26 protein-coding genes and 1 tRNA gene are annotated in these 24,817 nt (G+C 66.3%); 3 read left to right on the top strand and 24 right to left on the bottom strand.

Annotated elements, in window-relative coordinates; all coding sequences use genetic code 11:
- Position 1: 1 nt before the first annotated feature.
- Together U5709_RS02850 and U5709_RS02845 are read right to left on the bottom strand one after the other, a co-directional pair.
- On the bottom strand, positions 2–727 hold the full coding sequence (locus tag U5709_RS02850; RefSeq protein ID WP_321972026.1) for a CDP-alcohol phosphatidyltransferase family protein: 726 nt from the start codon (positions 725–727) through the stop codon (positions 2–4).
- 86 nt (positions 728–813) lie between these two features.
- Positions 814–2,226 (bottom strand): M20/M25/M40 family metallo-hydrolase, encoded by a 1,413-nt coding sequence (locus U5709_RS02845; protein WP_321972025.1) that lies wholly within the window; start codon positions 2,224–2,226, stop codon positions 814–816.
- 129 nt (positions 2,227–2,355) lie between these two features.
- On the opposite strand from U5709_RS02845, the gene U5709_RS02840 reads away from it, so the two are divergent.
- Positions 2,356–2,655: a DUF1292 domain-containing protein gene (locus U5709_RS02840; RefSeq protein ID WP_321972024.1), complete on the top strand. Its 300-nt coding sequence runs from the start codon at positions 2,356–2,358 to the stop codon at positions 2,653–2,655.
- Positions 2,656–2,762: 107 nt separating this feature from the next.
- On the opposite strand, the gene serC is transcribed toward U5709_RS02840, so the two are convergent.
- The gene (gene serC / locus U5709_RS02835) at positions 2,763–3,842 is read right to left on the bottom strand and encodes a 3-phosphoserine/phosphohydroxythreonine transaminase (protein ID WP_321972023.1); all 1,080 of its coding nucleotides are present in this window, start codon (positions 3,840–3,842) and stop codon (positions 2,763–2,765) included.
- Between the two features lie 93 nt (positions 3,843–3,935).
- Between serC and U5709_RS02830 the strand changes: the two genes are divergently transcribed.
- A complete protein-coding gene (locus U5709_RS02830) occupies positions 3,936–4,712 on the top strand; it encodes a radical SAM protein (protein WP_321972022.1) in 777 nt (258 codons plus the stop codon).
- A 98-nt stretch (positions 4,713–4,810) separates the two neighbouring features.
- Here the strand turns inward: U5709_RS02830 and U5709_RS02825 are convergent, their stop codons facing one another.
- Complete coding sequence (locus tag U5709_RS02825) at positions 4,811–5,128, bottom strand: MGMT family protein (protein ID WP_321972712.1); 318 nt, start codon at positions 5,126–5,128, stop codon at positions 4,811–4,813.
- A 57-nt stretch (positions 5,129–5,185) separates the two neighbouring features.
- Positions 5,186–5,262, bottom strand: a tRNA-Pro gene (locus U5709_RS02820).
- 180 nt (positions 5,263–5,442) lie between these two features.
- Between U5709_RS02820 and U5709_RS02815 the strand changes: the two genes are divergently transcribed.
- Positions 5,443–5,763, top strand: coding sequence for a PTS glucose/sucrose transporter subunit IIB (locus U5709_RS02815; protein WP_321972020.1), 321 nt, complete (start codon positions 5,443–5,445; stop codon positions 5,761–5,763).
- 90 nt (positions 5,764–5,853) lie between these two features.
- On the opposite strand, the gene U5709_RS02810 is transcribed toward U5709_RS02815, so the two are convergent.
- The 19 genes from U5709_RS02810 to U5709_RS02720 all read right to left on the bottom strand — a co-directional run bounded on the left by U5709_RS02810 (position 5,854) and on the right by U5709_RS02720 (position 24,794).
- Complete coding sequence (locus tag U5709_RS02810) at positions 5,854–6,228, bottom strand: DUF1667 domain-containing protein (RefSeq protein ID WP_321972711.1); 375 nt, start codon at positions 6,226–6,228, stop codon at positions 5,854–5,856.
- On the bottom strand, positions 6,228–7,520 hold the full coding sequence (locus U5709_RS02805) for an NAD(P)/FAD-dependent oxidoreductase (protein WP_321972710.1): 1,293 nt from the start codon (positions 7,518–7,520) through the stop codon (positions 6,228–6,230). The genes U5709_RS02810 and U5709_RS02805 overlap by 1 nt, the downstream gene beginning before the upstream one ends.
- Positions 7,517–8,995: an NAD(P)/FAD-dependent oxidoreductase gene (locus U5709_RS02800; RefSeq protein WP_321972709.1), complete on the bottom strand. Its 1,479-nt coding sequence runs from the start codon at positions 8,993–8,995 to the stop codon at positions 7,517–7,519. The genes U5709_RS02805 and U5709_RS02800 overlap by 4 nt, the downstream gene beginning before the upstream one ends.
- Before the next feature lie 123 nt (positions 8,996–9,118).
- Entirely contained in the window at positions 9,119–10,933 is a 1,815-nt protein-coding gene (locus U5709_RS02795) for an ABC-F family ATP-binding cassette domain-containing protein (protein WP_321972708.1), read from the bottom strand.
- A gap of 6 nt (positions 10,934–10,939) precedes the next feature.
- Complete coding sequence (locus U5709_RS02790; protein ID WP_321972707.1) at positions 10,940–11,782, bottom strand: deoxyribonuclease IV; 843 nt, start codon at positions 11,780–11,782, stop codon at positions 10,940–10,942.
- On the bottom strand, positions 11,783–13,006 hold the full coding sequence (gene coaBC / locus U5709_RS02785) for a bifunctional phosphopantothenoylcysteine decarboxylase/phosphopantothenate--cysteine ligase CoaBC (RefSeq protein ID WP_415913446.1): 1,224 nt from the start codon (positions 13,004–13,006) through the stop codon (positions 11,783–11,785).
- Positions 13,007–13,732, bottom strand: coding sequence for a zinc ribbon domain-containing protein (locus U5709_RS02780; protein ID WP_321972013.1), 726 nt, complete (start codon positions 13,730–13,732; stop codon positions 13,007–13,009).
- A 60-nt stretch (positions 13,733–13,792) separates the two neighbouring features.
- Complete coding sequence (locus U5709_RS02775) at positions 13,793–14,971, bottom strand: cysteine desulfurase family protein (RefSeq protein ID WP_321972012.1); 1,179 nt, start codon at positions 14,969–14,971, stop codon at positions 13,793–13,795.
- Positions 14,972–14,977: 6 nt separating this feature from the next.
- Positions 14,978–15,655, bottom strand: coding sequence for a ribulose-phosphate 3-epimerase (rpe, locus tag U5709_RS02770; protein ID WP_321972011.1), 678 nt, complete (start codon positions 15,653–15,655; stop codon positions 14,978–14,980).
- A 2-nt stretch (positions 15,656–15,657) separates the two neighbouring features.
- Positions 15,658–16,695 carry an NAD(P)H-dependent glycerol-3-phosphate dehydrogenase gene (locus U5709_RS02765; RefSeq protein ID WP_321972705.1) on the bottom strand — a complete coding sequence of 346 codons (1,038 nt, stop codon included), beginning with the start codon at positions 16,693–16,695 and terminating at the stop codon, positions 15,658–15,660.
- Positions 16,692–17,639: a glycerol-3-phosphate acyltransferase gene (locus tag U5709_RS02760; protein ID WP_321972009.1), complete on the bottom strand. Its 948-nt coding sequence runs from the start codon at positions 17,637–17,639 to the stop codon at positions 16,692–16,694. Before U5709_RS02760 ends, U5709_RS02765 begins: the two co-directional genes overlap by 4 nt.
- Positions 17,639–18,973 carry a ribosome biogenesis GTPase Der gene (gene der / locus U5709_RS02755; protein WP_321972008.1) on the bottom strand — a complete coding sequence of 445 codons (1,335 nt, stop codon included), beginning with the start codon at positions 18,971–18,973 and terminating at the stop codon, positions 17,639–17,641. The genes U5709_RS02760 and der overlap by 1 nt, the downstream gene beginning before the upstream one ends.
- Positions 18,974–19,247: 274 nt before the next feature.
- Positions 19,248–20,093, bottom strand: a complete 846-nt coding sequence (gene ispH / locus U5709_RS02750) for a 4-hydroxy-3-methylbut-2-enyl diphosphate reductase (RefSeq protein ID WP_321972704.1) — start codon at positions 20,091–20,093, stop codon at positions 19,248–19,250.
- A 2-nt stretch (positions 20,094–20,095) separates the two neighbouring features.
- Entirely contained in the window at positions 20,096–20,860 is a 765-nt protein-coding gene (locus tag U5709_RS02745) for a lysophospholipid acyltransferase family protein (RefSeq protein WP_321972006.1), read from the bottom strand.
- On the bottom strand, positions 20,861–21,565 hold the full coding sequence (gene cmk / locus U5709_RS02740) for a (d)CMP kinase (RefSeq protein WP_321972005.1): 705 nt from the start codon (positions 21,563–21,565) through the stop codon (positions 20,861–20,863). It abuts the gene before it with no gap.
- Between the two features lie 43 nt (positions 21,566–21,608).
- Positions 21,609–22,418 carry a pseudouridine synthase gene (locus U5709_RS02735; RefSeq protein WP_321972035.1) on the bottom strand — a complete coding sequence of 270 codons (810 nt, stop codon included), beginning with the start codon at positions 22,416–22,418 and terminating at the stop codon, positions 21,609–21,611.
- On the bottom strand, positions 22,411–23,151 hold the full coding sequence (gene scpB, locus U5709_RS02730) for an SMC-Scp complex subunit ScpB (RefSeq protein ID WP_321972004.1): 741 nt from the start codon (positions 23,149–23,151) through the stop codon (positions 22,411–22,413). The genes U5709_RS02735 and scpB overlap by 8 nt, the downstream gene beginning before the upstream one ends.
- A complete protein-coding gene (locus U5709_RS02725) occupies positions 23,151–24,092 on the bottom strand; it encodes a ScpA family protein (protein WP_321972003.1) in 942 nt (313 codons plus the stop codon). Before U5709_RS02725 ends, scpB begins: the two co-directional genes overlap by 1 nt.
- Positions 24,093–24,794, bottom strand: a complete 702-nt coding sequence (locus tag U5709_RS02720; protein ID WP_321972002.1) for a site-2 protease family protein — start codon at positions 24,792–24,794, stop codon at positions 24,093–24,095.
- Positions 24,795–24,817 lie beyond the last annotated feature (23 nt).

The following is a 24,817-nucleotide window of genomic DNA, read 5'->3' as shown; positions in this document are numbered from 1 at the left end:
CTTACCTGCCCTCCCTCTTGACGGCCTCGCCGCGCACCTTGATGCCCTGCGCGGTGTAGATAGCGGCGGTTATCGCCGAGCAGACGACGCCCGCGTAGACGAAGAAAATGCCGAGGCAGCCGCTCTGGTTGTTCAGGCCCGGCAACCAAGAGACGCCTACGATGCCCGCGCCAGCCACGTCCGGCACACCGAGCAGGCAGAGGCAGAAACCGAACATGAGCAGCGCCGTCGTGACCTTGCCGATGAACACGACATCGACGGGCCGGGTACGGTACTTCTGCAGGATGCTCGCGCCGATGGCGAGGTAGACGTCGCGGCCGATGACGAAGATGGGCACCCAGAGCGGCAGCTCGCCCGCGACGAGCAGGCCGAGGACGCCGGTGAAGAGCAGCACGCGGTCCATGACGGGGTCCATGATCTTGCCGAGCCAGCTCACGGTCCGCGTGCGCCGCGCGACCTGGCCGTCGAGAAAGTCAGTGCAGGCCGCGACGGCATAGCACGCCAACGCGACGTAGCGGTTGCCTCCGCTGCAGAAGATGACGAGAAAAGCGATGGTGAGCAGGAGCCTGCAGAATGTAATGACGTTGGCGGGGGTGAGGATCTGCTGGGAAGGATTTCCCGAAGTACCCACAGGGTCGGTCGCGATACCCTTCGCCTGGTGCTCAGCGGCGTCGGAGTCGGCGACCTTCTTGATGAAGGCCTTGAGCTGGTCGAGTCTCTCAGTCACGGAAGACCTCTCGTTTTTTGTTCTCTACAAACCTATTTAGAATACCCCGACAATCGCCGTGTTTACGCTTCCCCCCGAGGCCCACATCAAAATAATTCGGAGAAGGCGGTTCGCTCGAGCAGACGGATAAGGACGCGGATGCCCTGCGCATAAGTGCGGCGGGAAATCCGCTCGTTGACACCGTGGACGCCGCGGGCTTCCTCCTCGGGTGCCGGGCGAAAGGGGCAGACGCGCATGATCGAGCCGCAGACGTCCTCATAGCGCACCGAATCGGTGCCGCCGCAGACGAAGGACGGGACCCAGGTGACGCCCGGGTGAAAATGCTCCAGGGCCTCCTTGAGCTCCGCGTAGCCGGCACCCTCCACAGTGTCCATGCGGCCCGCGGGCGTGCTGTGGTCGATGGTGACCTCGATGCCCAGGCCGGCGAGAAGATCCGCTACCTCATGCTGCACATCCATCGCATGTACGCCCGGGAGTAGGCGGAAGTTGACGACGGCGCTCACGTCACCGGGCATGACGTTTGCCGCGGCGCTCGAGCCGATGACCTGGTCGACGGCCACGGTCGTGCAGACGAACGGGTAAAGCTCGCGGACCTGCGCCGCCGCATCCGCGATTTCCTGCGCGTTGGCGTCGACATCCGCGACGAGGGAGGCGAACGGCTCTTCGCTGATCTGGGGCGCGAGCTCCTTGAACGTGCCCGCCACGAGCGGGGTAAGGGTCGGCGCAGGCTTGTTTTCGGCAAGAAGCGCCACGGCGCGGCAAAGGCGCTCGAGCGATGTGCCGCCGAAGGGGTTCGACGAGTGGCCGCCCTGGCCGCGCGCGGTGAGCCTGAGGTTGAGATAGCCTTTCTGCGAAAGGCAGATATCGGAGACCACGGCGCCCGGGGCCCCGTAGGCCGCGCCGTCGAACATCGTGGTCGTGCCCTCGTCGACGAGAAACGCCGAGCGCATGCCGCGCCGGGCCATCTCGGCCGCAAGGGCTGTCGCGCCCTTGCTCGTGACCTCCTCGTCCTCGCCGAAGGCAAGGTAGATGGTTCGGCGGGGCTTCTCGCCGCGAGCCAGCAGGTACTCGGTCGCCTCGAGCTCGGCCATCAGCATGTCCTTGATGTCGAGGGCGCCCCTTCCCCAGACCCACTCGTCGTCTATGTGGCCGGCGAAGGCGTCGTGCTCCCACTGGTCCTCGGTGCCGGGGACGACCGGCACAACGTCCTGGTGCGCGATGAGCTGCACGGCGTCGAGCGCGGGTTCGGTGCCGGGGACGGTAATGAGGACCGAGTGCCCCACGAGCTCGAAGGTGCCGGCCGCCATGATGCGGGGAAAGCTCTGCTTGAGGTGGGCCTGCAAGCGCTCGAACTCGGAGAAGTCCGTATCCTTGGGCGTCGTGTAGACCGTCTTGCAGGCAAGCGCGTGGGCGAGCCGCTCGCAGGCGGCGCCCATATCGAGGTCCGCGTAGTCGTCCTCGCAGGAATAGTGCCGGTAGACGTCGAGCTTCTCGGCCATTGTTACTCCGTTCGGCATCGGCTCTTTGGGAGCGCGGGTTTCTTTGCAGGGCTTAAGGGTAGACTTGACGCAACGGATCGCGCCACGTTTTGGGCGGGCGCGCTACAAACACGACACAAGGAGGAATCCATGTCCGAGGCGAATATGACCAACGACGAGGCCCGGATGGCCGATGGTGAGGAGGCGCCCGAGTTCATCACCGTGGACTTCACCGACGGCGGCTCGGAGCGCTGCGAGATCCTCGGCGTCTTCGACTACGAGGGCGGCGAGTACATCGCGCTGGCCCCCGAGACCGACGACGAGGGCGTTTATTTCTATGTGTACGAGGAGAACGAGGACGGCTCCTTCTCGATGGGCGACATCGAGGACGACGACACGTGGGACGCCGTCGCCAAGAAGTTCGAGGAGCTCATCGAGGGCATCGAATAGGTTTTCCTACCGTCAGCGAACGTGGTCGCGCAAAACGAGCCGCATCCATTTATCGGATGCGGCCCGTTTTCTAAGGGTAAGAAGCGAGATTTCGGCGCGTCTTTCGCCTAGCGGTTCTCCTTCTCGAAGCGCGCCATGAAGTCGACGAGCGCGGAGACGCCCTCAGGGGGCATCGCGTTGTAGATCGAGGCGCGCATGCCGCCGACCAAGCGATGACCCTTGAGGTTGACGAGGCCCGCCGCGGCCGCCTCGGCCACGAACTTCCGGTCGAGCTCGACATCGCCGGTGACGAAGGGCACGTTCATGAGGGAGCGGTCGCGCGGCGCCACGGTCGACGAGAAGAGCTCGGAGGCGTCGAGGAAGTCGTAGAGCACCGCGGCCTTGGCGCGGTTGCGCTCCGCCATGGCCTTGAGCCCGCCCAGGTTCTTCAGCCACTTGAAGACGAGGCCGCAGACGTAGATGCCCCAGCAGTTCGGCGTGTCGTAGAGGGAGCCGGCGTCGGCATGCGTCTTGAAGCGAAGCATCGTGGGGACGTCGGCGAGGTCGCCCGCGATGAGGTCGCGGCGCACGATGACGACCTGCACGCCGGCGGGGCCGACGTTCTTCTGGACGCCCGCGTGGATAAGTCCGTAGCGGGCCACGTCGACGGGCTCGGAGAGGAACATCGAGGACTGGTCGGCCACCAGGATGTGCCCCTTGGTGTCGGGCAGCTCGGGGTAGCGGGTGCCCGTGATGGTCTCGTTCTGGCAGATGTAGACGAAGCTCGCGTCGTCGCGGATGGGCAGGTCGGAGACGTCCGGCACGTAGGAGAAGTTCTTATCGGCCGAGGTGGCGAGGAGCTTGGCGTCGCCCAGGATCTCGGCCTCGGCGAAAGCCTTCTTGGACCAGTTGCCGGAGACGACGTAGTCGGCCTTGCCGTTTTGGGCGAGGTTCATGAAGACGCTGGAGAAAAGCAGGGAGTCGCCGCCCTGGAGGAAGAGAACGGCGTAGTCGTCGGGGATGCCCATGAGCTCGCGGAGGTCGGCCTCAGCCTCGTCGATGATGCCCTGGAAGACGGGCGAGCGGTGGCTCATCTCCATGACGGACATGCCGCAGCCGTTGTAGTCGAGCATCGAGTCGGCTGCCTGGCGGAGCACCTCCTCGGGAAGGACGGCGGGGCCGGCGGAGAAGTTGTAGACGCGGGACATGCTTGCTCCTTGCGTTTGGTTTCGGTATTAGCAAAACATCTTACACGTGCGGCTTATGCGTTATGGTTTCTTGAAACCGAGAGGAGAGAAATCGTGTCGACCTTCCTTAACGCAAGCCCCATCTTCGGACCGGTCCGCAGCCGCCGCCTGGGCGTGTCGCTCGGCGTGAACATGATGCCCGCCGAGGGCAAGATCTGCTCGTTCGACTGTCTGTACTGCGAAAACGGCTTCAACGCCGAGCGCGTCTGCGGAAAGAAGCACAACTCCGCCGAGCTCGTGGCCGCGGAGCTCGAGGCCAAGCTGCGCGAGATGGGCGCGTCGGGCGAGCTTCCCGACGTGATTACCTTCGCGGGCAATGGCGAGCCGACGGCGGCGCCGGGGTTCCCCGAGGCGATTCGCCGCGCGGTCGCCCTGCGCGACGAGCTGGCCCCTAAGGCCAAGATCGCGGTTCTCTCCAACGGCACCTACGCGGCGCGGCCTGAGGTTCACGACGCCCTCATGCTCGTGGACGACAACATCCTGAAGCTGGACACGGTCGACGCGGGGTTCATCCAGCTGCTGGACCGCCCGGTCGGCCCCTACGACGTCGAGCGCCAGATCGAGGCGTTCGCGGCGTTCGAGGGCCACGTCATCGTGCAGACCATCTTCCTTTGCGGCGAGTACGAGGGCACAAGCTGCGACAACACGGGCGAGCAGTACGTGGGGCCGTGGCTGGCCGCGCTCGAGCGGATCAAGCCGCAGGCCGCGACCATCTACACCATCGCCCGCGAGACGCCGGCATCCGGCCTCCAGAAGGCGCCCGCCGAGGCGCTCGACGCCATCGCCGCCCGCGTGCGCGCCCTCGGCATCCCCTGCCAGGTCTCCTACTGATAAGGCCGGGGCGCCGGGACCGCGGACAGAGGGGGCCGCGGACAAAGGGACTGTCCCCTCTGTCCGCGGCCCCTCTGTCCGCTGTCCCCTGTCTTATCTCAGGCTTCCCAGGAGAAGCGGCACATGTCGACGCGGCCGTCGGGAAGAAAACCGACGCCCTCCGCCTCCAGCAGCTCGCGCTGCGCGTCCGGCCCGCCGAAGGCGAAACCGGGGGCGAGGCTGCCGTCCTTGAAGACGACGCGATGGCACGGCACGCCTCCCGCGATGCCCGGGCTTGCGTGCATGACATACCCCACGAAACGCGCCTTTCTCGGCTCCCCCATCATGCGGGCGATCTGCCCATAGGTCGCCACGCGCCCCTCAGGGATCTGGCGCACCATGTCGTGTGCGCGGGCAAAGAACGAATCGCTCGCCATCGTCGCCTCCGATTAAAGAAAAAATCCCCGGGCCTGAACCCGAGGATTCTAAAATTCTGGTCGGGTGGACTGGATTCGAACCAGCGACCCCTTGACCCCCAGTCAAGTGCGCTACCAAACTGCGCCACCACCCGTTATGCATCGCGCCTTCGCGCAAGAAAGTAATCTACCAGCATCCGATTTGGATTGCAAGCGTGAATTCCAAGTTCTTTTGATCTGGCTTCCTAGCCGCTCGTCAATGTTTTGCAAACGTTTAGGTCCATAAGCGCATATGATGCTTTCAATATTTGCGACCACGTCAATGGAGGTTGGCTATGGCAAGCATTTTCGAGCGCATCAGCGACGCGTTCAAGTCCAACGACGACGACACGGTCAAGGAGGCGGTCCTCGCGTCCGCTTCAGCCGTCAACATCCTCAACGCCGTCGGCGGCGCCGACAACGTCAAGGCCGCGACGAACTGCGCCACGCGCCTGCGCCTCAAGCTCAAGGACCCGGCGAAGGTCGACTACGCCGCCTGCATGAACGCAGGCGCGCTCGGCGTGGTCAAGCCCGAGGACGAGAAGAACGGCCTGCACGTCATTCTCGGCACCTCGAAGGTCCAGAACGTCACCGACGCGTTCAAGAAGCTGCTCTAAAGGTTATTTAACCATCGCATGCAACAAGGCCCCGGATAGAAGGTCCGGGGCCTTGTTTTATGCGTAAAGATGTTCTGACTGATCGCTCGCCTACGCGTCCTTGGTAGCGATAAGGTCGGCGCCCGTGCCCGCGATGTTCTCGCAAATGACGTCGCCGATTCGGACCGGGGACACTGCCGAGAGGCCCATGACGGCGGCCATAACGTCGAAGACCTTGTCCTTGGGAACCTCGCGCGAGGTCTTGACCGAGACCATCTTCTCGGTCGCGCCGCCGGATACGGGCACGGTCGTGGTAACGGTCCTCACGGGGTTCGTCACCTCGGCGCGCGCATAGGCCTCTCCCCGCTTGCAGGAGTTGCCCACGACTGAAACGACGGCTCCATCAGCGCCGAGTGCGAGTGACACGGTGACCTGGCAACCGCGGGGGCAGCGGATGCAGGTAAGTACCTGCTGTTTATTCTCCATCAACGCACCTCCTCGAGGCAGACGACGATTTCCTCGAGGTCATCGAGCCCCTCGAGCATCTCCTTCTTTATGACGACCGACTCCATCTCGCCGGGCACGAGGATCGGGTGGCGTTTATGGACAAGGAGCTTGTCGTTCGCCCATACGTTGATGTAGCGGTCCTCGAAGACGCCGGCCACGCGGAAGCGGAGCGTGATGCTCTCGGCCATATAGGTCGGCGAGATGAACTGCGGGACGGTGTAGCGCACGCCGCCCTTGGCCCGCACAGCGATCGTTGCGGAACGTACTTGCTGCAACCCTTGTGCAAAGCTTGCGGCGTTTAGGCCCGCGAGCTCTGCTTCTTGGCTCACGTAGTCGACGAGGTCGTGGACGTGCAGGACGTTTCCGCATGCGAAAACCCCGGGCACACTCGTCTGCAGCGCGTCGTCCACGACGGCGCCGCGGGTCACGGGCGAGAGGTCGACGCCTGCGGCGCGCGAGAGCTCGTTCTCGGGGAGAAGGCCCACCGAGAGCAGCAGCGTGTCGCAGGGATAGGTCACCTCGGTGCCGGGAATCGGGCGGCCGTCCTCCCCCACCTCGGCGAGGGTGACCGCCTCCACGCGCTTCTCGCCCTCGATGCGCGTCACGGTGTGGCTGAGCAGCAGCGGAATGCCGAAGTCTTCGAGGCACTGCACGATGTTTCGCTTGAGGCCGCCGGAGTACGGCATGAGCTCGGCCACGCAGGCCACGTGCGCGCCCTCGAGCGTCATGCGGCGCGCCATGATAAGGCCGATGTCGCCGGAGCCGAGGATGACGACCTCGCGGCCCGGCATGAGGCCCTCGATGTTCACGAGGCGCTGGGCCGTGCCAGCGGTGTAGACGCCGGCGGGCCGGAAACCCGGGGTGGCGAGGGCTCCCGCCGGGCGCTCGCGGCAACCCATGGCAAGGACGACGGCGCCGGCGCGCACCTGCTCGAGGCCGTGCTCCTCGCTCACGAAGGTGACTACGCGGTCCTGGGAGACGTCGACGACCATCGCGCCGAGGCGAAACTCGGCGCCCGCGGCCCGCGCGTGCTCCTCGGCTCGCGCGGCGTACTCGGGACCCGTAAGCTCCTCGTTGTAGGTGATGAGGCCGAAACCGTTGTGGATGCACTGGTTGAGGATGCCGCCGAGCTCGTCGTCGCGCTCGACCACGAGCACGCGCGCGGCGCCCGACTCCTTGGCCGACGCGGCCGCCGAGAGCCCGGCCGGGCCTCCGCCGATAACGACGACGTCATAGTCTACCTGCGGCGCATTCAGGTTCTGTTCGCTCATCGCGCCTCACCCCCCGTCTGCGGGCGTGTATGGCCGAAGACCAGTTCGGAACCCGGGCCCATCTTGGTCACGTCCCCCATGACCATATCCGGCGCTTCCCGCGCGATGATCTCCATGACCTTCGGCGAGCAGAACCCGCCTTGGCAGCGGCCCATCCCCGCCTCGACCCGTCGCTTGACGGCGTCGAGGCTTCGGGGCTTGAGCGGCGAGCGGACTGCGTCGACGATCTGGCCCTCGGTGACCCTGCGGCAGCGGCAGATGATGTGCCCGTAATCGGGTCGCTCCTTAACGAGAGCGGTCCACTCCTCGAGCGACAGGTGCTCGACGTCAGGGATACGCTTGCGCGTCCCCTGCCAGAACGGCTTCTCAGCGGGATAAACGAGGACCGAGCGGACGATGTCGGCGACGGTTCTCCCGATGGCGGGCGCGGAGCTGAGGCCAGGAGACTCGATGGCCGCGCAGTCCACGAAACCAGGTGCTCCCGCGACCTCGCCGATGATGAAATCGTGCCCCGGCTGATGCGCGCGCAGGCCGCTGAAGGTGCGGATGGCGTGCTGGAAGGGCACGTCTTTCATGGTGATTGAGGACTTCGAGCGAACCTCGGCCACGCCGCCTGCTGTGGTGTCGACGCCGCGCTTATCGTCGATGTCCTCGGCGGTCGGGCCGACGAGGATGTTGCCCGCGGTCGTCGGCGTCACGAGGACGCCCTTGCCAAGAGCGGTGGGGAGCGCAAAGACGGTATGGCGAACATAGCCGGCCGCAGCGGTGTCGAGCACGTAATACTGCCCGCGGCGAGGCGAGATGGCCAGCCGGTCATCGGGCCCGGCGGCCATGTTGTGCAGCTCGTCGGCGAAGACGCCAGCCGCGTTGACGACGCAGCGCGAGCGGAGCTCGCCGACGCTCGTGCGGATGACCCAGAGGCCAGACTCCTCGCGCGAGAGCGACTCGACCTTCTCGTTGAACCGGAAATCAACGCCGTTGACGACCGCGACCTCGGCGAGCGCCACGGTAAGCTGGAAGGGGTTGACGATGCCCGCGGCCGGGGCCCAGAGCGCGGCCACGGCCTCGTCCGAGACGTTCGGCTCGAGCGCAAGCAGCTCCTCTCGGTCAATGATGCGCAGCTCATCGACACCGTTCGCGACGCCTCTGGAAAGAAGCTCCATGAGACCCGGTCGTGTCTCCTCGCTTGTGCAGACCACGAGCGAGCCTATCTGCTGATAATCGACCCCCAGTTCCTCGCAGAGCCCCGGCATGAGGCGCGCGCCCTCGACGTTCAGGCGGGCCATGAGCGAGCCCGTCTGGGCGTCGAAGCCCGCGTGCACGATGGCGGAGTTCGCCTTCGAAGTGCCGCAGCAGACGTCCTCTTGCTGCTCGACCACGCAAACCGAGGTCTCGTAGCGAGAGAGCTCGCGCGCAATGGCGCAGCCCGAGACACCTCCCCCGACGATGACGACGTCGTAACTAATATCGGCCATTCCTCTCCCCTCTCAAGAAGAGAACCAACTGCCGATATGGTGCCCCCGCCCCACGCCGCCCATACGCCTCTAAACTGTGAGCGGTAGCGAATTGACGGTATGCAAAAGCTCAGGTCAGCGGCCCTATAGCCCGAGCTTCTCGGAGAGCTCGAGCCACTCCTCCTCAAGCGCCGCCTGCTCCTGCTCGCACTCGTCCACCGCGGCCTGCGCCGCCATGAGCCCGGCGTAGTTGGAGGGATCGACATCGGCCATCTTGGCACGGAGGCGGTCCGGTTCGCCGTCGAGCTTCTCGAGGCGGCGAGAGACCGCGTCGTAGCGCTTCTTGAGCTCTCGCCGCTCGGTATTTGAAAGCGCCGGCGAGCCATCGCCCGTGCCCTCGTCGCCGGGCTCCGGGGAACCGGCAGAAGCGCCCCGAGAGACCCCCAGAGCTTTTTCAGATACCAGTGACAGGTACTCGTCGACGCCGCCGGGAACATGCCTTACCTGGCCGCCTATGAGAGCATACTGGTCGTCGGTCACGCGCTCCATGAGGTAGCGGTCGTGGCTCACTACCAGAAGCGTTCCAGGCCAGCTGTCGAGAAGGTCCTCGAGCACGGCCAGCATGTCGGTGTCGAGGTCGTTTCCGGGCTCGTCGAGCACGAGAACGTTCGGCTCGTCCAGGATCACGCACAGGAGCGCGAGCCGTCGCCTCTGGCCGCCGGAAAGGTCCGAGACGAAGCTCTGGAACTCGCGCTGGTCGAAGCCTAGGCGCTCGCAGAGCTGCGTGGGGGAAAGCATCTTGCCGCCCACCAGGTAGCTGCGCTTATAGCGCGAGAGGATCTCGAGCAGGCGCCAGTCCTCCTTGTCGGAGAGGGCGTCCAGGTGCTGGCTCATCCATCCGAACTTAACCGACGCGCCGATCTCCACGCGGCCGCGCGTGGGCGCGAGGCGGCCCGTCATGAGCTGCAGCAGCGTCGACTTCCCGGCGCCGTTCTCGCCGAGGATGCCGTAGCGGTCGCCGGGGCCGATGAGCCAGTCGATGCCGTCGACCACAGGCGCCTCGGTGCCCGGGTAGGAGAAGCCGACGTTCTTCATCGTGATGACCTTCTTGCCGAGGCGGCTCACGGCGAGGCGCTTGAGCTCGAGCGGGTTTCTCAGCGGCGGGTCGTTGGCGATGAGCTCGCGGGCGGCCTCGATGCGGAACTTCGGCTTGCTCGTGCGGGCCTTCGGGCCGTGGGCGAGCCAGCTCAGCTCCTTGCGCAGCGTGTTCTGGCGCCGCTCCTCCATGACGGCCGCCTGGCGGTCGCGCTCGCAGCGCTGCTGGATGTAGGCGGAGTAGCCGCCCTCGAAGGGCGTGACCTCGCGGTCGTGGACCTCCCACATGTGCTCGCAGACCTCGTCCAGGAACCAGCGGTCGTGCGTGACCACGAGAAGGGCGCCCTGGCCGGGCGACCAGTAGCGCTTGAGGGCCCCCGCCAGCCAGGTGATGACTCCCATGTCGAGGTGGTTCGTCGGCTCGTCCATGAGCATGACGTCCCAGGTGCCGATAAGCACGCGCGCGAGGTCGCAGCGGCGGCGCTGGCCGCCGGAGAGCTCGCCCACAAGGCCCTCCCATTCGAGGTCGCCTATGAGCTCGTCGATGATGCCGCGGATGCGCGGTTCGCTCGCCCAGACGTACTCGGGGGTGTCGCCGACGACGGCATGGCACACGGTCTCGGCGTCGTCGAGGGAGTCGCTCTGGCCGAGGTAGCCCACATGGATGTTGTTTCTCCACGTCACGGACCCGGAGTCGGGCACGACGACGTGGGCCGCGATCTCGAGGAGCGTCGACTTGCCGTCGCCGTTCTTGCCGACGATGCCAATGCGCTCGCCCTCCATGATGCCGATGGTGAGGTCGTCGAGCACGCGCTTGTTCGGCCACTCGTGGGCAACGCGCTCCATACCGATGAGGATTCCCATGTGCTTTTACGCCTCCTGGGCCATTTTGCGGAGAAGGGCGATCTCCGCGGCATATCCGGGCAGGTCGTTGGGAGTCTCGAGGATCATGGGCAGCCCTGCTAGGCGCGGGTTGGAGACCACGGCGCGGAAGGTGGCAAGGCCAAGCGTCCCCTCGCCGATCTTCTCGTGGCGGTCCTTGTGTGAGCCGAGCGGGTTTTTCGAGTCGTTGAGGTGAAGCGCGCGCAAGCGGTCCAAGCCGACCACGCGATCGAACTCGTCGAGAACCCCGTCGAGGTCGGAGACGATATCGTAGCCGCCGTCGGCCACGTGGCATGTGTCGAGGCAAACGCCGAGCAGCTCATCGTGGTCGGTCCCATCGATGATGCGCGCGAGTTCCTCGAAGCTGCGCCCGACCTCGGAGCCCTTGCCGGCCATGGTCTCGAGCAGCACCGTCGTGCGGATGCCGGGCTCAAGCACCTCGTTCAGGCCCTCGCAGATGAGGCGGACGCCAACGTCGGCGCCCTGCTTGACGTGGCTGCCTGGGTGGAAGTTGTAGTAGTTTCCGGGCAGGCTCTCCATGCGCTCGAGGTCGCCCGCCATGGCGCGGCGAGCGAACTCGACGGTCTCGGGCTTGGCCGAGCAGAGGTTCATGGTGTAGGGCGCGTGCGCGACGAGGCAGCCGAAGCCGTTTGCCTCCATAAGGGCACGCAGGGCGGCGGCGTCTGCCGCATCGAGCGGCTTTGCGTTGCCTCCGCGGGGGTTTCGGGTAAAGAACGCGAACGTGTCGGCGCCTATTGCGAGGGCCGTCTTGCCCATGGCCTCGTAGCCGTCGGAGGTCGACAGATGGCAGCCGATAGTGATACGGGCCATTTATCGGCTCCTCAACAGGTCGCGGACATGGTCGAGCACGATATCGGCCACATCGACGAGCGGCAACGTCTTGTGCTGCTCGACACCTGCGGACGTGACGACGGCGATACGGCTCGTGTCGGCGCCGAAGGTCGAGTCGGCGCGGCTCACGTCATTGGCGACGATGGCGTCCGCACCCTTGCGCTCGAGCTTAGCCTGAGCGTTGGCAAGAAGGTCGTTCGTCTCGGCGGCGAAGCCCACCACGACGCGCTCGCCCTTGCAGGCGCAAAGCTCGGCCAGGATGTCGGCCGTCTCGACGAGCTCGATGGAGTCGAGGTGCTCGTGGGCCTTCTTGAGCTTGTGATCGGCGGGATGGGCCGGCGTGTAGTCCGCCACGGCGGCGGTGCAGACGGCCGCCGTGGCGTCGACGAAGGCCGCTGCGGCGGCGTCCCGCATCTGGGCCGCGGAGACGACGCCCACGCGACGAACGCCCTCGGGGCACGCGAGCGCCGTGGGGCCGGAGACGAGCGTGACCTGCGCCCCGCGGCGGGCAGCGGCGGCTGCGATGGCGTAGCCCATCTTGCCGGTGGACGCGTTGGCGATGTAGCGCACGGGGTCGATGGCCTCGCGCGTGGGCCCCGCGGTGATAAGGAGGCGCGCGCCAACGAGATCCTGCTCAGGGAGCTTGTCGCAAAGAAGCGCGAGCGCTGCGGCCACGATGTCCTCGACATCGGCGAGCTTACCCTCGCCCACGTCCCCGCACGCGAGGCGCCCCTCGACGGGCAAGACGAAGCGGACGCCGCGCGCCTCGAGGGTGCGCAGGTTCGCCTGCGTGGCGGCGTTTCTCCACATGTGGACGTTCATGCCAGGGGCCACGAGCACAGGACAGGGGCAGGCCAGAAGCGTCGCCGAGAGCGCGTCGTCGGCGATGCCCGCGGCCATCTTGGCCATCACGTTGGCCGTGGCGGGCACAACGAGCGCGAGGTCGGCCCACTCCGCGTAGTCGATGTGCGGGATGGCCGTCTCGGGATTGGCGTAGAGAACGTCGCAGACGGCGTGGCGGGTGAGGGCCTCGAAGGTCACCTTGCCCACGAAACGCCCGGCATCGGCCGTCATGGCCACGCGAACCTCGCAGCCGGCCTTCTGTAGGCCCCGCAGAACCTCGCACGCCTTGTACGCGGCGATGCCGCCGCATACGGCAAGAAGGACTTTCTCGCCCTTGACCTGGTCTTTATTCAAAGTCATCTACGCCTCGGCCTCAGCATCGTCGGTAATGAGGATGCGGTGGCAGTACGGGCACTCGGTGATCTGCGGGCCGCGGGCGAGGTCGTGGTAGAGGCTCGGCTGGAGCTTGACGCGGCAGGTCGAGGGGACGTTGCCGGTAAGGGTCTCGACGGCCAGGCCGCCGAAGCGCTTGCGGGCGGCGCCGTAGCTCGCCATGACCTCGTCTGAGACCTGGGCGACGACGGCCTCGCGGTCGCGGTTCAGCTCGATAATACGGGCGCGGACCGTCTTGGAATCCTCATCGAAGGAAGCCTGGACGTTTTGGCGCTCGGCCACAAGGCGCTCGGCCATCTTCCGGGCGTTGCCCTCAGCGAGCTGGAGCTTCTCGAGATTCTCGTTCAAGGGGCCCATCTGGTGCTCGCACTTCTCGGTCACCTTGTCGAGGTGCGTGAGCTGCTCCTCGACGTCGCGGGCCTCGCGGTGGGTGAGCGCCTTGCCCTCAGCCTCGGCGAGCACACGCTCACGGACCTGCTTGTAGTGCGCGATGTCGGCGTTCATGTCGCAGATGTCGATCTCGGCGTCCTTGCGCTTGCCGGTGATCTTCTTGAGCTCGACGGCGACCTTCTTCTGCGCGAGGTCGATCTGCTTGAGCTTGGCCTGCTGCGGGAGTTTCTTCAGCGTGGAGGCGTTGCGGAGGAGCTCGATGTCGATCTCTTGCAGGCGCTGGAGGGCGGAGGCCTCGGTCATAGTGTTCCTCTTTCCGATAAAGGGGGCTGGTTTATGAAATTTGTGGCTACGAGTTGGTATTTATTGCTTGCCAGTACGCTTCTGCACAACGTCGAGAAGGGCCCGGGCGAAGGCTTCGAGGTCGGCGTCGCTCGCACGCTCGTCGAAGCTCACACGAAGAGAGCCGAGCGCCTCTTGGCGCGGGATGCCCATGGCCGAGAGCACATGGGATGGGTCGAGCGACCCCGACGAGCAGGCCGATCCCGCGGAGACCTCGAAACCGGCGTCATCAAGGGCGAGCACGAGGGTCTCGGAGTCGAGCGCGGGGACGAGCAGGCTCACCGTGCCGGGGAGCTTGTCGTCGCCCACCTCGCCGTCGACCGACGGCTTGATGCCCGTTCCTTCAGCGCAGAGCGTCGCGTAGAGCCTGCGGGCCTTGGCCGAGCAGGCGGCTCGGGCCTGCTCGAGGCCGGATGCGCATTCTTTGGCCGCGGCCGCGAACGCGAGCGCCCCGCGGACGTCCTGCGTGCCTGGCCGGCGGTTGAACTCCTGTCCCCCGCCGAACTGGCGCGGGCGGAGATTAACGCGCCCGCGGACGGCGAGGATACCGCAGCCGACGGGGCCGCCGATCTTGTGGGCCGTGGCCGAGACGGCGTCGACGCACCCTAGCTCGAGCGGGATTCGGCCGAAGGCCTGCACAGCGTCAGTGTGGAAGACGGCGCCTGCCTTGTGCGCGACGTCGGCGAGCTCGGGCACGGGTTGCACGACGCCCGTCTCGTTGTTCGCGTACATGACCGACACCAAAGCACAGGTATCGCCAAGCTCGGCCTTAAGGGCCTCGGGCGTTACCTTGCCGTCGCGCCCAGGTCGAACGACGGCGACCTCGAAGCCGAGGTTTCGAAGGGCGGGCGCCACGTCGAGCACCGAGTCGTGCTCGATGGCCGAGATAACCACGCGGTTGCGCTTGCGGTCGCGCTCCCGGGCACCTTCCGCGAGGCCGAAGAGGGCGAGGTTGTTGCTCTCGGTGCCGCCGGAGGTAAAGGTAACCTCCGAAGGGCGGAATCGTCCTCCGAGGGAGCGCGCGAGGTCGCTTCTCGCTTGGTCGAGTGCGCGGGCGGACAAGCGGCCGCGCGTGTGGAGCGAGTTCGGGTTCGCGTCGGCGTACTCGGAGGCGGCGTAGTCCGCCTCGGCCTTGAGCGCAGAGGCGCGCATCGGGGCCGAGGCGGCGTAGTCGAGATATACGGTTTTACCGTTTGGCATAGTTGACTAGGCCTTCTTTAGAAGAGCGTTCTGAGCGGAAGTGCGGATGGACTCGATGGCGGCGCCACGGTCGGCCTTGCCGAAGACGGCGCTGCCGGCGACGAGGACGTTCGCGCCCGCGCCGGCGACGATCGCCGCGGTCTCGTCGTTGATGCCGCCGTCCACCTCGATCATCGGGTTCACGCCGTGCTCGGCGCAGAGCTTCTTGACGCGGCGGAGCTTGGCTGCGGAGGACTCGAGGAAGCTCTGGCCCCCGAAACCGGGGTTCACCGTCATGATGAGGACCATATCGACATCCTCGATGACGTCCTCGAGCATGCAGACGGGAGTAGCGGGGCAGATGGCGACCGAGGCCTTCCTGCCCGCGGCGTGGATCAGCTGGATGAGGCGGTTCGCGTGCGCCGTGGCCTCCATGTGGAAGGTGATGAGGTCGGCGCCGGCGTCGATGAAGGCGGGCAGCATCTCGTCGGGGTTGGAGATCATGAGGTGCACGTCGACCGGCAAATCAGTGGCGCGCTTGGTGGCTTTGAGGATGTCGAGCCCGAACGAGACGTTGGGCACAAAGTGTCCGTCCATGACGTCGTAGTGGATAAAGTCGGCGCAGGCCACATCGGCCAGGTCAGCACCGAGCTTAGTGAAGTCCGCCGAGAGCACCGACGGTGCGATTTTAATCTGGCTCTGCATCCTTATTCCTTTCCAGAATCCGACATTCCGTAGAACTCCTCGCGAGGAAGTCTACCAAGAAGCGCCGCGCGCGCGGCCTCGGCGTCGAGGCCGTCTACGAGAACACCATGCACGGCAGCGGTGATGGGCGCCTCGATGCCAAGGTCAAGAGCGAGCTCGTGGACGCTCATGGCGGCGCGCGCACCCTCGACGACCATGAGGGTGCGCGACTCGTAGTGCGCCAAGGACTCCCCTGCCACGAGCGCCTCGCCGAACGTGCGGTTTCTGGAGTGCTCGGACGTGCAGGTGGCCACGAGGTCACCCATGCCGGCGAGGCCCATCGGGGTGAGCGGGTCGCCGCCGAGTGCCGTCGAGAGACGACCGATCTCGGCGATGCCGCGGGTCATGAGGACGGCCAGCGTGTTGTCGCCGGCGCCGGCGCCCGCGGCGACGCCGCAAGCGATGGCCACGACGTTCTTGACGGCCCCGCAGACCTCGACACCGGCCACATCGGCCGATACGTAAGCTCTAAAGGACGGCGAGACGACGAGCTCCTGCACGCGCGCTGCGACCTGGGGCTCGTTTGCGGCGATGACGGCGGCGGACACTTGGTGCCGGCAGATCTCCTCGGCGTGGTTCGGGCCCGAAAGGACCGCCATGCGCGAAGGCAGGCCGAGCTCGTCGGCCGCGACGTCGAGCATCAGCTTGTGGGATGTGGGCTCGATGCCCTTGGTAAGCACGAGGACGAGGGCGTCTTCTGAAAGATCGTCGGCTATCGCGGCGCAGGTTGCGCGCAGGTGCGCGGAAGGCAGGGCAAGAACGACGAGCTCCGCGCCCTGGAGCGCCGCTCGGGCGTCGGAGGTGGCGACCACGTTTGGCTCAAGCTCATAGTCCGTGAGGTGGCGCGGGTTCCTGCGCGTCTCGCTTATGGCGCGGGCCACCTCGTCGCTTCGGCACCAAAGGACTACTTCATCGACATGCGGCGCGAGAAGGCCCGTAAAAGCGGTGCCCCAGGAGCCGGAGCCGACGACGGCTACCTTATCGGCGCGACCGGTGCTCACTCGTCATCTCCGTCAACGCTGTCGTCAGCGGCCTTAACGGTATCGTTGACCTCGGTTTCGTTTGGAGGCTCGGCGGCGAAGTGGGCGCCGCGGGGTCGGCTGATTTCGGTATCGACAGTAAGGTCCACCTCAGAAGCGGAATCCGTCATGTCCTCGGGGGCCTCCGGGTCTTGGGACCCGTCCGAGAGCTCATGGGCAGGCTCGGAGTCGTCCTCACAGACGTGCGTCTCGTTAGTTTCGGGGACCGGTTTCAACGCGCCCTCGTCCTCCTTCTTGTGAAAGGTGAACTTGCGCTCCTCGCCGCGCACGAGCTTCTCGATGTTGCTTCGGTGCGACCACACCACGACGATCGCGGCCACCGCGACCACAAGAACGCCCTCGACGGGGAATCCCCGCAGGGCGCATTGGATAGGCAGCGAACAGGCGGCGGCGATAGAACCCAGGCTCACGTAGCGGCTCGGCACGGCGAAGACGGTGAAGACCACGAGCAGACCGAGGCCGATGGGCCACCAGAGGCCGAGCGCCGCGCCGAAACCGACGGCGATTCCCTTTCCTCCACGGAAGTGCAGGTAGGGGCTGAAGATGTGGCCCATCACGCAGGCAAGGAAGATGACGGTCATGGCCACGAGGCCCTCACCGGTGGCGAGCGAACCAGAGAAACCCGCCTCGCCGAGAACCAGCAACGAGATCATGAATCGCGAGAACAGCATGCAGACGAGGCCCTTGCCGAGGTCGAGCAGCAACGTGAGCGCGGCCGCGCCCTTGCCGACGCTGCGAGCCACGTTGGTGGTGCCTATATTGCCGGAACCCGTGCTGCGAACGTCGATATTGCCCATGGCCTTGGCGACCACGAGCCCGAAGGGGATGCCGCACACGGCGTAGGAGAAGACGACGAAGACAGCCGTCCAGGCCACCAAGGTAACGATGTTCAGGGAGCCGCCCACTAGCGATCGCTCCCCTCGCCCGACTTGTTGCGGAACTTGAGGCGGATCGGCGTGCCGGTGAGGTCGAACTTGGCGCGAAGGCGGTTCTCGATGAAGCGCTGGAAGTTGTCGTCGGCGAGGTCAGGCGCGTTGCAGAAGATGGAGAACACCGGCGGCTTCGTGCCCGTCTGGGTGGCGTACTTCATCTTGAGGCGGCGGCCCTTGTCCGAGACGGTGTGGCCGCTCTCGGCAATCTCGGCGAGCAGGTGGTTGAGCTCGGTGGTGCGGATCTGCTGCTTGCGGGCCTCGGAGGCGCGGACGGCGAGCTCAAGCACCTTGTCGGTGGCGCGGCCGGTGAGCGCGGAGATGTTTACATAGGGGATCCAGGGCGCAAAGGAGAGGCGCTTGTTGATGGAAGCCACGATGTCGTCGCGCTTCTGCTCGGTGTCGACGAGGTCCCACTTGTTGATGAGCAGCACAAGGGCGCAGCCGCGGTCGATGGCCATGCCGGCGACCTTCTGGTCTTGCTCGGTGACGCCCACGGTGGCGTCGACGACGAGCATGGCCACGTCGGCGCGGTCGATGGCCTGCAGACCGCGGACCATGCTGTAGTACTCAACGTCCTCGTGGACCTGGTTCTTCTTGCGCATGCCGGCTGTGTCGACCAGCTTGATTGTCTGGCCCTTCCACTCGATTATCGAGTCGATTGCGTCGCGGGTGGTGCCGGCCACGTCGGAAACAATGGAGCGTTTCTTGTTGGCCAGGCGGTTAGCGAGCGAGGACTTGCCCACGTTCGGGCGGCCGATGATGGCGATGGAGAGGATATCGTCGTCCTCGTCCTCGTCCACCTCCTCGGGGAAGGCCCCGACCACGAGGTCGAGCAGGTCGCCCGTGCCGTGACCGTGCGTCGCCGAGATGGGCATGGGCTCGCCGCAGCCGAGGGCGTAGAAGTCCCAGAGGTTATCCTGCTCGAGGGCGGGGTTGTCCTTCTTGTTGACGACGAGGAAGACGGGCTTATCGGTCTTGCGGACGATGCGGGCGACCTCCTCGTCCTCGTCGGTGATGCCAGTGGCGCCATCGACCACAAAGACGAGGACGTCGGCTTCCTGCGTGGCGAGGACGGCCTGCTCGCGGATGCCGGGAGCGAAAACGTCCTTGGACTTGATGGACTCGATGCCGCCGGTGTCGATGATGATGAAGTCGCGGCCGTTCCAGTCGGCCTCGTGGTAGGAGCGGTCGCGCGTGACGCCGCGGGACTCGTGGACAATGGCGTCGCGGGAAAGCGCAATGCGGTTGACGAGCGTGGACTTGCCGACGTTCGGGCGGCCGACCACAGCTACGATGGGCTTGGACATGGGTTCTCCTTGCTTCGGTACAGACCTCAATAGATTACCATGGCCACCTGCTAGAAGGGCCTCTCGCCCCTTATCTCCGTGCTCAAACAGTCCTGCTCGCACGAAGACCACATTAAGTGGTCTTCGGCTCGTGCGGAACTGCGCGCGGAGGCAAGGGGCGAGAGGCCCGTCGGCCCTGTGGGCATATCGTGTGAGCGAAGCAAGGAGCGGCGGGGGCTCGCCTATCCCGGGGCGGTCGGCCGGCGCCGGCGAGTCCACAGGGGCTCGCGCAGGGTTAACTCTGCTGAACCATGGACTCGATCGAGCTGACCACTGACCTGATGTGGGCTGCGGGCGTGCTTGCGCCGGCGGTGACGCCGATGAGCTCGGCGCCGTCGAACCACACGGGGTCGAGCTCATCGGCGCCCTCGATGTGGTGGGTGCGCGGACAGAGCTCAGCGGAGATCTCGGCCAAGCGCTTGGTGTTGGCGGAGATGCGCCCGCCAATGACGACCATGACGTCGGCCTCGCGCGCGAGCTCGGCACAGGCTCCCTGATGGCCGCTCGTGGCGTCGCAGATGGTGTTGATGACGCGGACCTCCTCGGCGCGGCCCAGAAGCGCGGAGACGACCGACTCGAGGTTCGCGCGGGACTGCGTGGTCTGGACTACGACGCCGATCTTCTTGCACTCGGAAAGGGCCGCGGCCTCGTCGGCGTTTCCTACGACGACGGCCCCCTCGGCATGCGGCAACGTTGCCTCGACCTCGGGGTGGCCGGCTTCCCCCACCACGACGACCTGGTAACCTTCGCGGGCAAGGCGCGCCGCCGCCTGGTGGACCTTCTTGACGAAGGGACAGGTTGCGTCCAAGACCTCATGGCAAAGGCCGCGGGCACGGCCTTCCTCGTCCGGGGTCACGCCATGGGTGCGAAGCAGCAGCGTGTGGCCAGCGGCCTCCTCGGGGGAAGAAACGACGGTCACGCCCTTCTCGGCGAGGCTTCCGACCACGCGCGGGTTGTGGATAAGGGGCCCTAGCGTATGGACGGGAACCTCGGAGGTGTCGGCCGCTTCCTCAACCATCTTGAGCGCTCGCTCGACGCCGTAGCAGGCGCCGGCCTCGGACGCGATGACGATCCTTGCCATGGCTACTCCTTGAGCTCGGGATACGCGCGGCGCAGCTCCTCGCGAATCGCGTAGACCTCGTCCATGCCGCGCCGCTCCATCTCGGCGACCTGCTCCTTGCGCTTCTTGCTCTGGAGCTCGGACCACTCGATCGGCTCGCCCGCGCGCACGACGATGCGGCTGCGGAACTTGAGGAAGCGGGCGCCCACCATGGCAATCGGCTGCACAGGCGCCTTCGCGAGCTGCGCCATGAGGGCGTAGCCGCCGTGGACCTGGGCATCGGCGTCGTTCTTCACGCGCGTGCCCTCGGGGTAGATGAGCAGGCACTCGCCGCGCTGCAGGGCGGCTCGGGCGCGGCGGACGGCCTTCATGTCGGTGGCGCCGCGGTTCACGGGAAAGCCACCCACGCGCGAGAAGAGCCACCGGGCAATGGCCACCTTATCGAACTCGCTCTTGTAAACGATGCGCAGGTGAATGCCGGCGCGCCAGCAGGTGACGACGAGGAGCACCGGGTCGACCATCGACTCGTGGTTAGAGATGATCACGCGGCCGCGCTTGTCGTTGACGAGGAGCTCGGCGTTCTCGATCTTCCAGGGCCACACGATCTTGGTGAAGGCGTAGCAGGCGTATACGACGATGTTCATGAGCACGCGCGCGGTCCAGGGGAAGTCGGACATGGCGGAGTCGTAGTAATCGTCGTAGGAGTTGCCGGCGAAGGCATGGAGCTTGCCCTTGGGCGCGGCCTCGCCCTTCTTCGCGGCGGTGCTCTCGGTTTCTTCGGTGGCCACTTATGCGTCCTTTCGACGGGCGGCGAGATCGGCGTTGAGGGAGCAGATCTTGTCGATGACCTGCTCGAACGTGAGGTCGGAGGAGTCGATGGTCACGGCGTCGTCGGCCGGGCGCAGAGGCGAGGCCTCGCGGCTCGAGTCGTAGTCGTCTCGGCGCTTGAGGTCGGCGAGGATCTTGGCCTGCTCATCGGCGTCGGCCATGGCCTCGGGGTTCTCGGCGAGGTTTCCGCCGGAGCGCTGGACGGCGCGGCGGCGGGCGCGGGCCTCGGGGCTCGCGGTTAGGAAGACCTTGACGTCAGCCGCGGGGTAGACGACGGTGCCGATGTCGCGGCCCTCGGCGACAACGTCGGCGCTCTCCCCCACCTTGCGCTGCAGCGCCACCATGACCTCGCGCACGGCCGGCGTGGCCGAGACGGGAGAGACGGCGAGCTCCACCTTGGGGGTGCGGATCTCGCGCGTGACGTCGCGGCCGTTGGCGAGGACGGTCTGCCCCGCCTCGGAGGCGCCGAAGCGGATGTCGATGGCGCGGGCGACCTCGGCCACGGCCTCTGCGTCCTCGGGGTCGACGCCCGAGCGCAGGCACTCGGCAGCCACGGAGCGATACATCGCGCCCGTGTCGAGGAAGGTGAGGTCGCAGCGCTCGGCGATGGCGCGCGCTATGGATGACTTGCCGGAGCCTGACGGCCCGTCGATGGCGACGATCATGGTTTTCCTTTCGTGTCCGGCCTATGTGGGGGGTCGGCTTTAGCTAGGCCGTGCCCTCGCGTTTCTTGCAAAGCGATTCAATGGCCTTGACCTCGGCTTCATTGAGAAGTCGCCAAGACCCCGGGGCCACGCCGGAAAGCGTGAGCGGCCCGAATTTGTCGCGGTGGAGGCGCAAGACCTTGTGGCCACAGGCGAGCATCATCTTCTTGACCTGATGCTTGCGGCCCTCGTGGATGGTGAGGCCGACGACGGCGTTGGGCTGCCCCGCGCCGTTCTTGCCGGCCCCCTTGGGCGCCACCACGGAGAAGAGCGCGTCGCGCGCGTCGATGAACTCAGGCTCGGCCGGGCTCGCGGGGCCGTCCTCAAGCATGATACCGGCGCGCAGGCGTGAGAAGTCCTGCTTGGACGGGGTGCCGTTGACCAAGGCGACGTAGTGCTTGTCCACATGGCTGCTCGGGTGCAGGAGGTCCTGTCCCGCGTTGCCGTTCGTGGTGAAGAGAAGGAGCCCCGTCGTGTCCATGTCGAGGCGGCCGACGGGATAGAGGCCGGGGTACTCGCTTGTGGGCACGAGCTCTGCCACCGTGCGGCGCCCTTGCGGGTCGCTCATGGTGGTGAGATAGCCCTCCGGCTTGTAGAGCATGAGGTAGCACGGCGCCTCGAGGATGCTGTAGGGGCGCCCATCGACGGTGACGACGTCTGTTTTGGGGTCGACCTTGCTGCCGAGCTCGCACACGACCTCGCCGTTCACGCGGACGCGGCCCTCGGTCATGAGGCGCTCGGAGCCCCGGCGGGAAGCCACGCCGGCCCGTGCGAGGAAACGCTGCAGGCGCATGGGGTAGAGCTCGTCACTCATCGGCTTCACCCGTAGCTTCTACCTGCGCTTCGTTCGCAGAATCATTCAACGAGGAGCCGTCGGCGCCAGATACGTCATCCTCAAAGTCGTCGCCCATGAGCTCACGCTCGTCGTCAATGTCGTCGGAAACCTCCTCGAGGGTGGACTCCATCTGGCGGCCGGAGAGGCGCTCGCGGATGAACGCCTTCGACTCCTCATCGGGGGCGAAGTCCTCGAGCGGCGGCAGCTCGCGGAGAGACTTCAGGCCGAAGTGCTCGAGGAACCGGCGGGTCGTGCCGAAAAGGACCGCCTGGCCGCGGTCGGCCTCGTGGCCCATCTCGCGGACGAGGCCCTTCTCGCGAAGGGAGGCGATGACGCCGTCGGAGTTGACGCCGCGGATGGCGCGGACGCCCTCGCGCGTCACCGGCTGGTGGTACGCGATGACGGCGAGCGTCTCGAGGGCCGCCTGCGAGAGCTTGTGCGGGTCCCACGAGAGCACGTAGTCGGCGACCTGGTCGTGGTAGGCGGGGTGCGTGAAGAGGCGCCATCCGCCCGCGACCTCGCGCAGCTGGAAGCCTCGGTTGGCGTCCGAGTACTCGGCCGAGAGCTCGGCCAACGCCTGGGCGACCTCACCGGAGGCCGCGCCCGTCGCGCGGGCGAGCTCGGTTGCCGGCACGGAATCGTCGGAGACGAGCAGGAGCGCCTCGAGCAGGGGCTTCAGCGTGTTGGAATCAAAGGTCTCGAGGTCCTGCATCAGGCCTCCTCCTTCTTGTCGCTTTGCAGTGCGTAGGAATCAACCAGAGCCTGGTCAGAGCCGCCTTCGGCCTCGGCCACGTCATCGGCGACGCCGTCGTTTCCCACGGACTCGATGACGAGGTCGCGCGTGGCCTCGTCGAGCTCGGCCAGCGCCGTCGCGTCGATCCTGTAGGCCTCGGCGCCCTCGATGTGGTCGACGTCGATCTCGCCGAAAACCTCGCTTTGGCTCACGCGCACGAGGCCCCGCTTGTAGAGCTCGAGGATGGCGAGGAAATTCGCGACGACGACCTCGGGCGTGGAGTTCTCGCCGACGAGCTCGGTGAAGGTCACGTGGCTGCGCGAGCGGACCAAGCGGTCGACCGAGGCGATGGTGAGCGCCACCGGCAGGCGCTTCGGCGCTATGTGCTCGCTCTCGAGCAGGAACGTCTCGCGCTTGCAGTCGATGTCCGCGCAGATGACGGCCAGGCTCCTTAGGCTGACGCCCTCGAGGTAGTCGGGCATAAGGCCCAAGAACTCGGGGTCCGCGCCAACGGTCCGCGGGTGCATGCGGGCCTCGGCGTCGCTTCTGGCAGCGAGGGCCGCCGCGGCGCTGCGGAACTGCTTGTAGGCGATGAGGCGCGCGATGAGCACCTCGCGGGCCTCATCGGGGTCCATGTCCTCGAGGTCGTCGTCCTCGTCGTCCCAATCCTCGCGCTTCTTGCCGAAGGGCTCGTCGGGGACGAGGGAAGCGGCCTTGATGTCCAGGAGGGTGGACGCGACTAGCACGAAGTCGCTCGCCACGTCGAGGTCGAGGTCGCGCATCCGCTCGACCTCCTCGAGATACTGGTTGGCGACCTCGGCGATAGCGATGGAGCCGATGGTCACCTTTTGCCGCGTCACGAGCTGAAGAAGCAGGTCGAACGGCCCCGAGAAGGCCTGCGTGCGAACCTTGTAGGACACCTACATCACCGCCTGCAGCAGCAGGTCGTAGAGGTTGCCCGCGGTGAGGTCGAGGAATCTGCCGACGGGATCGATGTTGAGGAAGCTCGGCAGCACGTAGAGCACGGCGATGAGGACCGGCATGGCATAGGCCTGGATGCGGTAGTACTGCGCCTTGGCCTCACCCTTGAGCAGGGGCATAACGACCTTCGAGCCGTCGAGCGGCGGGAAGGGGATCAGGTTGAAGAACGCAAGGGAAAGGTTCACGTAAATGTAGGACGTGAAGACCTTCACGGCCCAATAGACGCCGACCGAGCCGACGGCTGAGGCGATGGCCAGGCGCTGGCCCCACACGAGGCCGAAGACCGCGGTGCCCGCGAGCGCCTGAAGGATATTCGAGGCGGGGCCGGCGAGCGCGACGATGACCTCGTCGCGGCTCGGGTTGCGCAGGCGGCGCGGGTTGTAGGGCACAGGCTTCGCGAACGCGAACATGGGGCCGCCCATCAAGGCCATGAGCAGCGGCAACGCAATCGATCCGAAGCCGTCGAGGTGCGCGGCGGGGTTCAGCGTGAGGCGCCCGGCCTCCTTGGCCGTGGCGTCGCCGCATTTAAGGGCCGCATAGCCGTGGGCGATCTCGTGCAGCGTGGCCGAGAACATGACCAGCACGACGGAGATGGCGATGCTCGCCAGCCTCTCGATGGAGAACGTGGAAAGGAGGCTCACGCGTTCAACTCCCCTCTCGCGGC

This window comes from Paratractidigestivibacter sp. (assembly GCF_963660155.1).
In the GTDB taxonomy this organism is placed as follows: domain Bacteria; phylum Actinomycetota; class Coriobacteriia; order Coriobacteriales; family Atopobiaceae; genus Paratractidigestivibacter.
This window is presented reverse-complemented; position numbering and strand designations above follow the sequence as displayed.

Excerpts from the sequence above, each read along its gene's own strand:
- U5709_RS02805 (WP_321972710.1), bottom strand. The coding sequence starts at position 7,520 with ATGAGCGAACAGAACCTGAATGCGCCGCAGGTAGACTATGACGTCGTC.
- U5709_RS02815 (WP_321972020.1), top strand. The coding sequence starts at position 5,443 with ATGGCAAGCATTTTCGAGCGCATCAGCGACGCGTTCAAGTCCAACGAC.
- U5709_RS02845 (WP_321972025.1), bottom strand. The coding sequence starts at position 2,226 with ATGGCCGAGAAGCTCGACGTCTACCGGCACTATTCCTGCGAGGACGAC.
- cmk (WP_321972005.1), bottom strand. The coding sequence starts at position 21,565 with ATGATCGTCGCCATCGACGGGCCGTCAGGCTCCGGCAAGTCATCCATA.
- U5709_RS02780 (WP_321972013.1), bottom strand. The coding sequence starts at position 13,732 with ATGACCGAGGCCTCCGCCCTCCAGCGCCTGCAAGAGATCGACATCGAG.
- scpB (WP_321972004.1), bottom strand. The coding sequence starts at position 23,151 with ATGCAGGACCTCGAGACCTTTGATTCCAACACGCTGAAGCCCCTGCTC.
- der (WP_321972008.1), bottom strand. The coding sequence starts at position 18,973 with ATGTCCAAGCCCATCGTAGCTGTGGTCGGCCGCCCGAACGTCGGCAAG.
- U5709_RS02810 (WP_321972711.1), bottom strand. The coding sequence starts at position 6,228 with ATGGAGAATAAACAGCAGGTACTTACCTGCATCCGCTGCCCCCGCGGT.
- U5709_RS02795 (WP_321972708.1), bottom strand. The coding sequence starts at position 10,933 with ATGGGAATCCTCATCGGTATGGAGCGCGTTGCCCACGAGTGGCCGAAC.
- rpe (WP_321972011.1), bottom strand. The coding sequence starts at position 15,655 with ATGCAGAGCCAGATTAAAATCGCACCGTCGGTGCTCTCGGCGGACTTC.
- coaBC (WP_415913446.1), bottom strand. The coding sequence starts at position 13,006 with ATGACTTTGAATAAAGACCAGGTCAAGGGCGAGAAAGTCCTTCTTGCC.
- U5709_RS02775 (WP_321972012.1), bottom strand. The coding sequence starts at position 14,971 with ATGCCAAACGGTAAAACCGTATATCTCGACTACGCCGCCTCGGCCCCG.
- serC (WP_321972023.1), bottom strand. The coding sequence starts at position 3,842 with ATGTCCCGCGTCTACAACTTCTCCGCCGGCCCCGCCGTCCTTCCCGAG.
- U5709_RS02735 (WP_321972035.1), bottom strand. The coding sequence starts at position 22,418 with ATGAGTGACGAGCTCTACCCCATGCGCCTGCAGCGTTTCCTCGCACGG.
- U5709_RS02800 (WP_321972709.1), bottom strand. The coding sequence starts at position 8,995 with ATGGCCGATATTAGTTACGACGTCGTCATCGTCGGGGGAGGTGTCTCG.
- U5709_RS02825 (WP_321972712.1), bottom strand. The coding sequence starts at position 5,128 with ATGGCGAGCGATTCGTTCTTTGCCCGCGCACACGACATGGTGCGCCAG.
- ispH (WP_321972704.1), bottom strand. The coding sequence starts at position 20,093 with ATGGCAAGGATCGTCATCGCGTCCGAGGCCGGCGCCTGCTACGGCGTC.
- U5709_RS02790 (WP_321972707.1), bottom strand. The coding sequence starts at position 11,782 with ATGGCCCGTATCACTATCGGCTGCCATCTGTCGACCTCCGACGGCTAC.
- U5709_RS02840 (WP_321972024.1), top strand. The coding sequence starts at position 2,356 with ATGTCCGAGGCGAATATGACCAACGACGAGGCCCGGATGGCCGATGGT.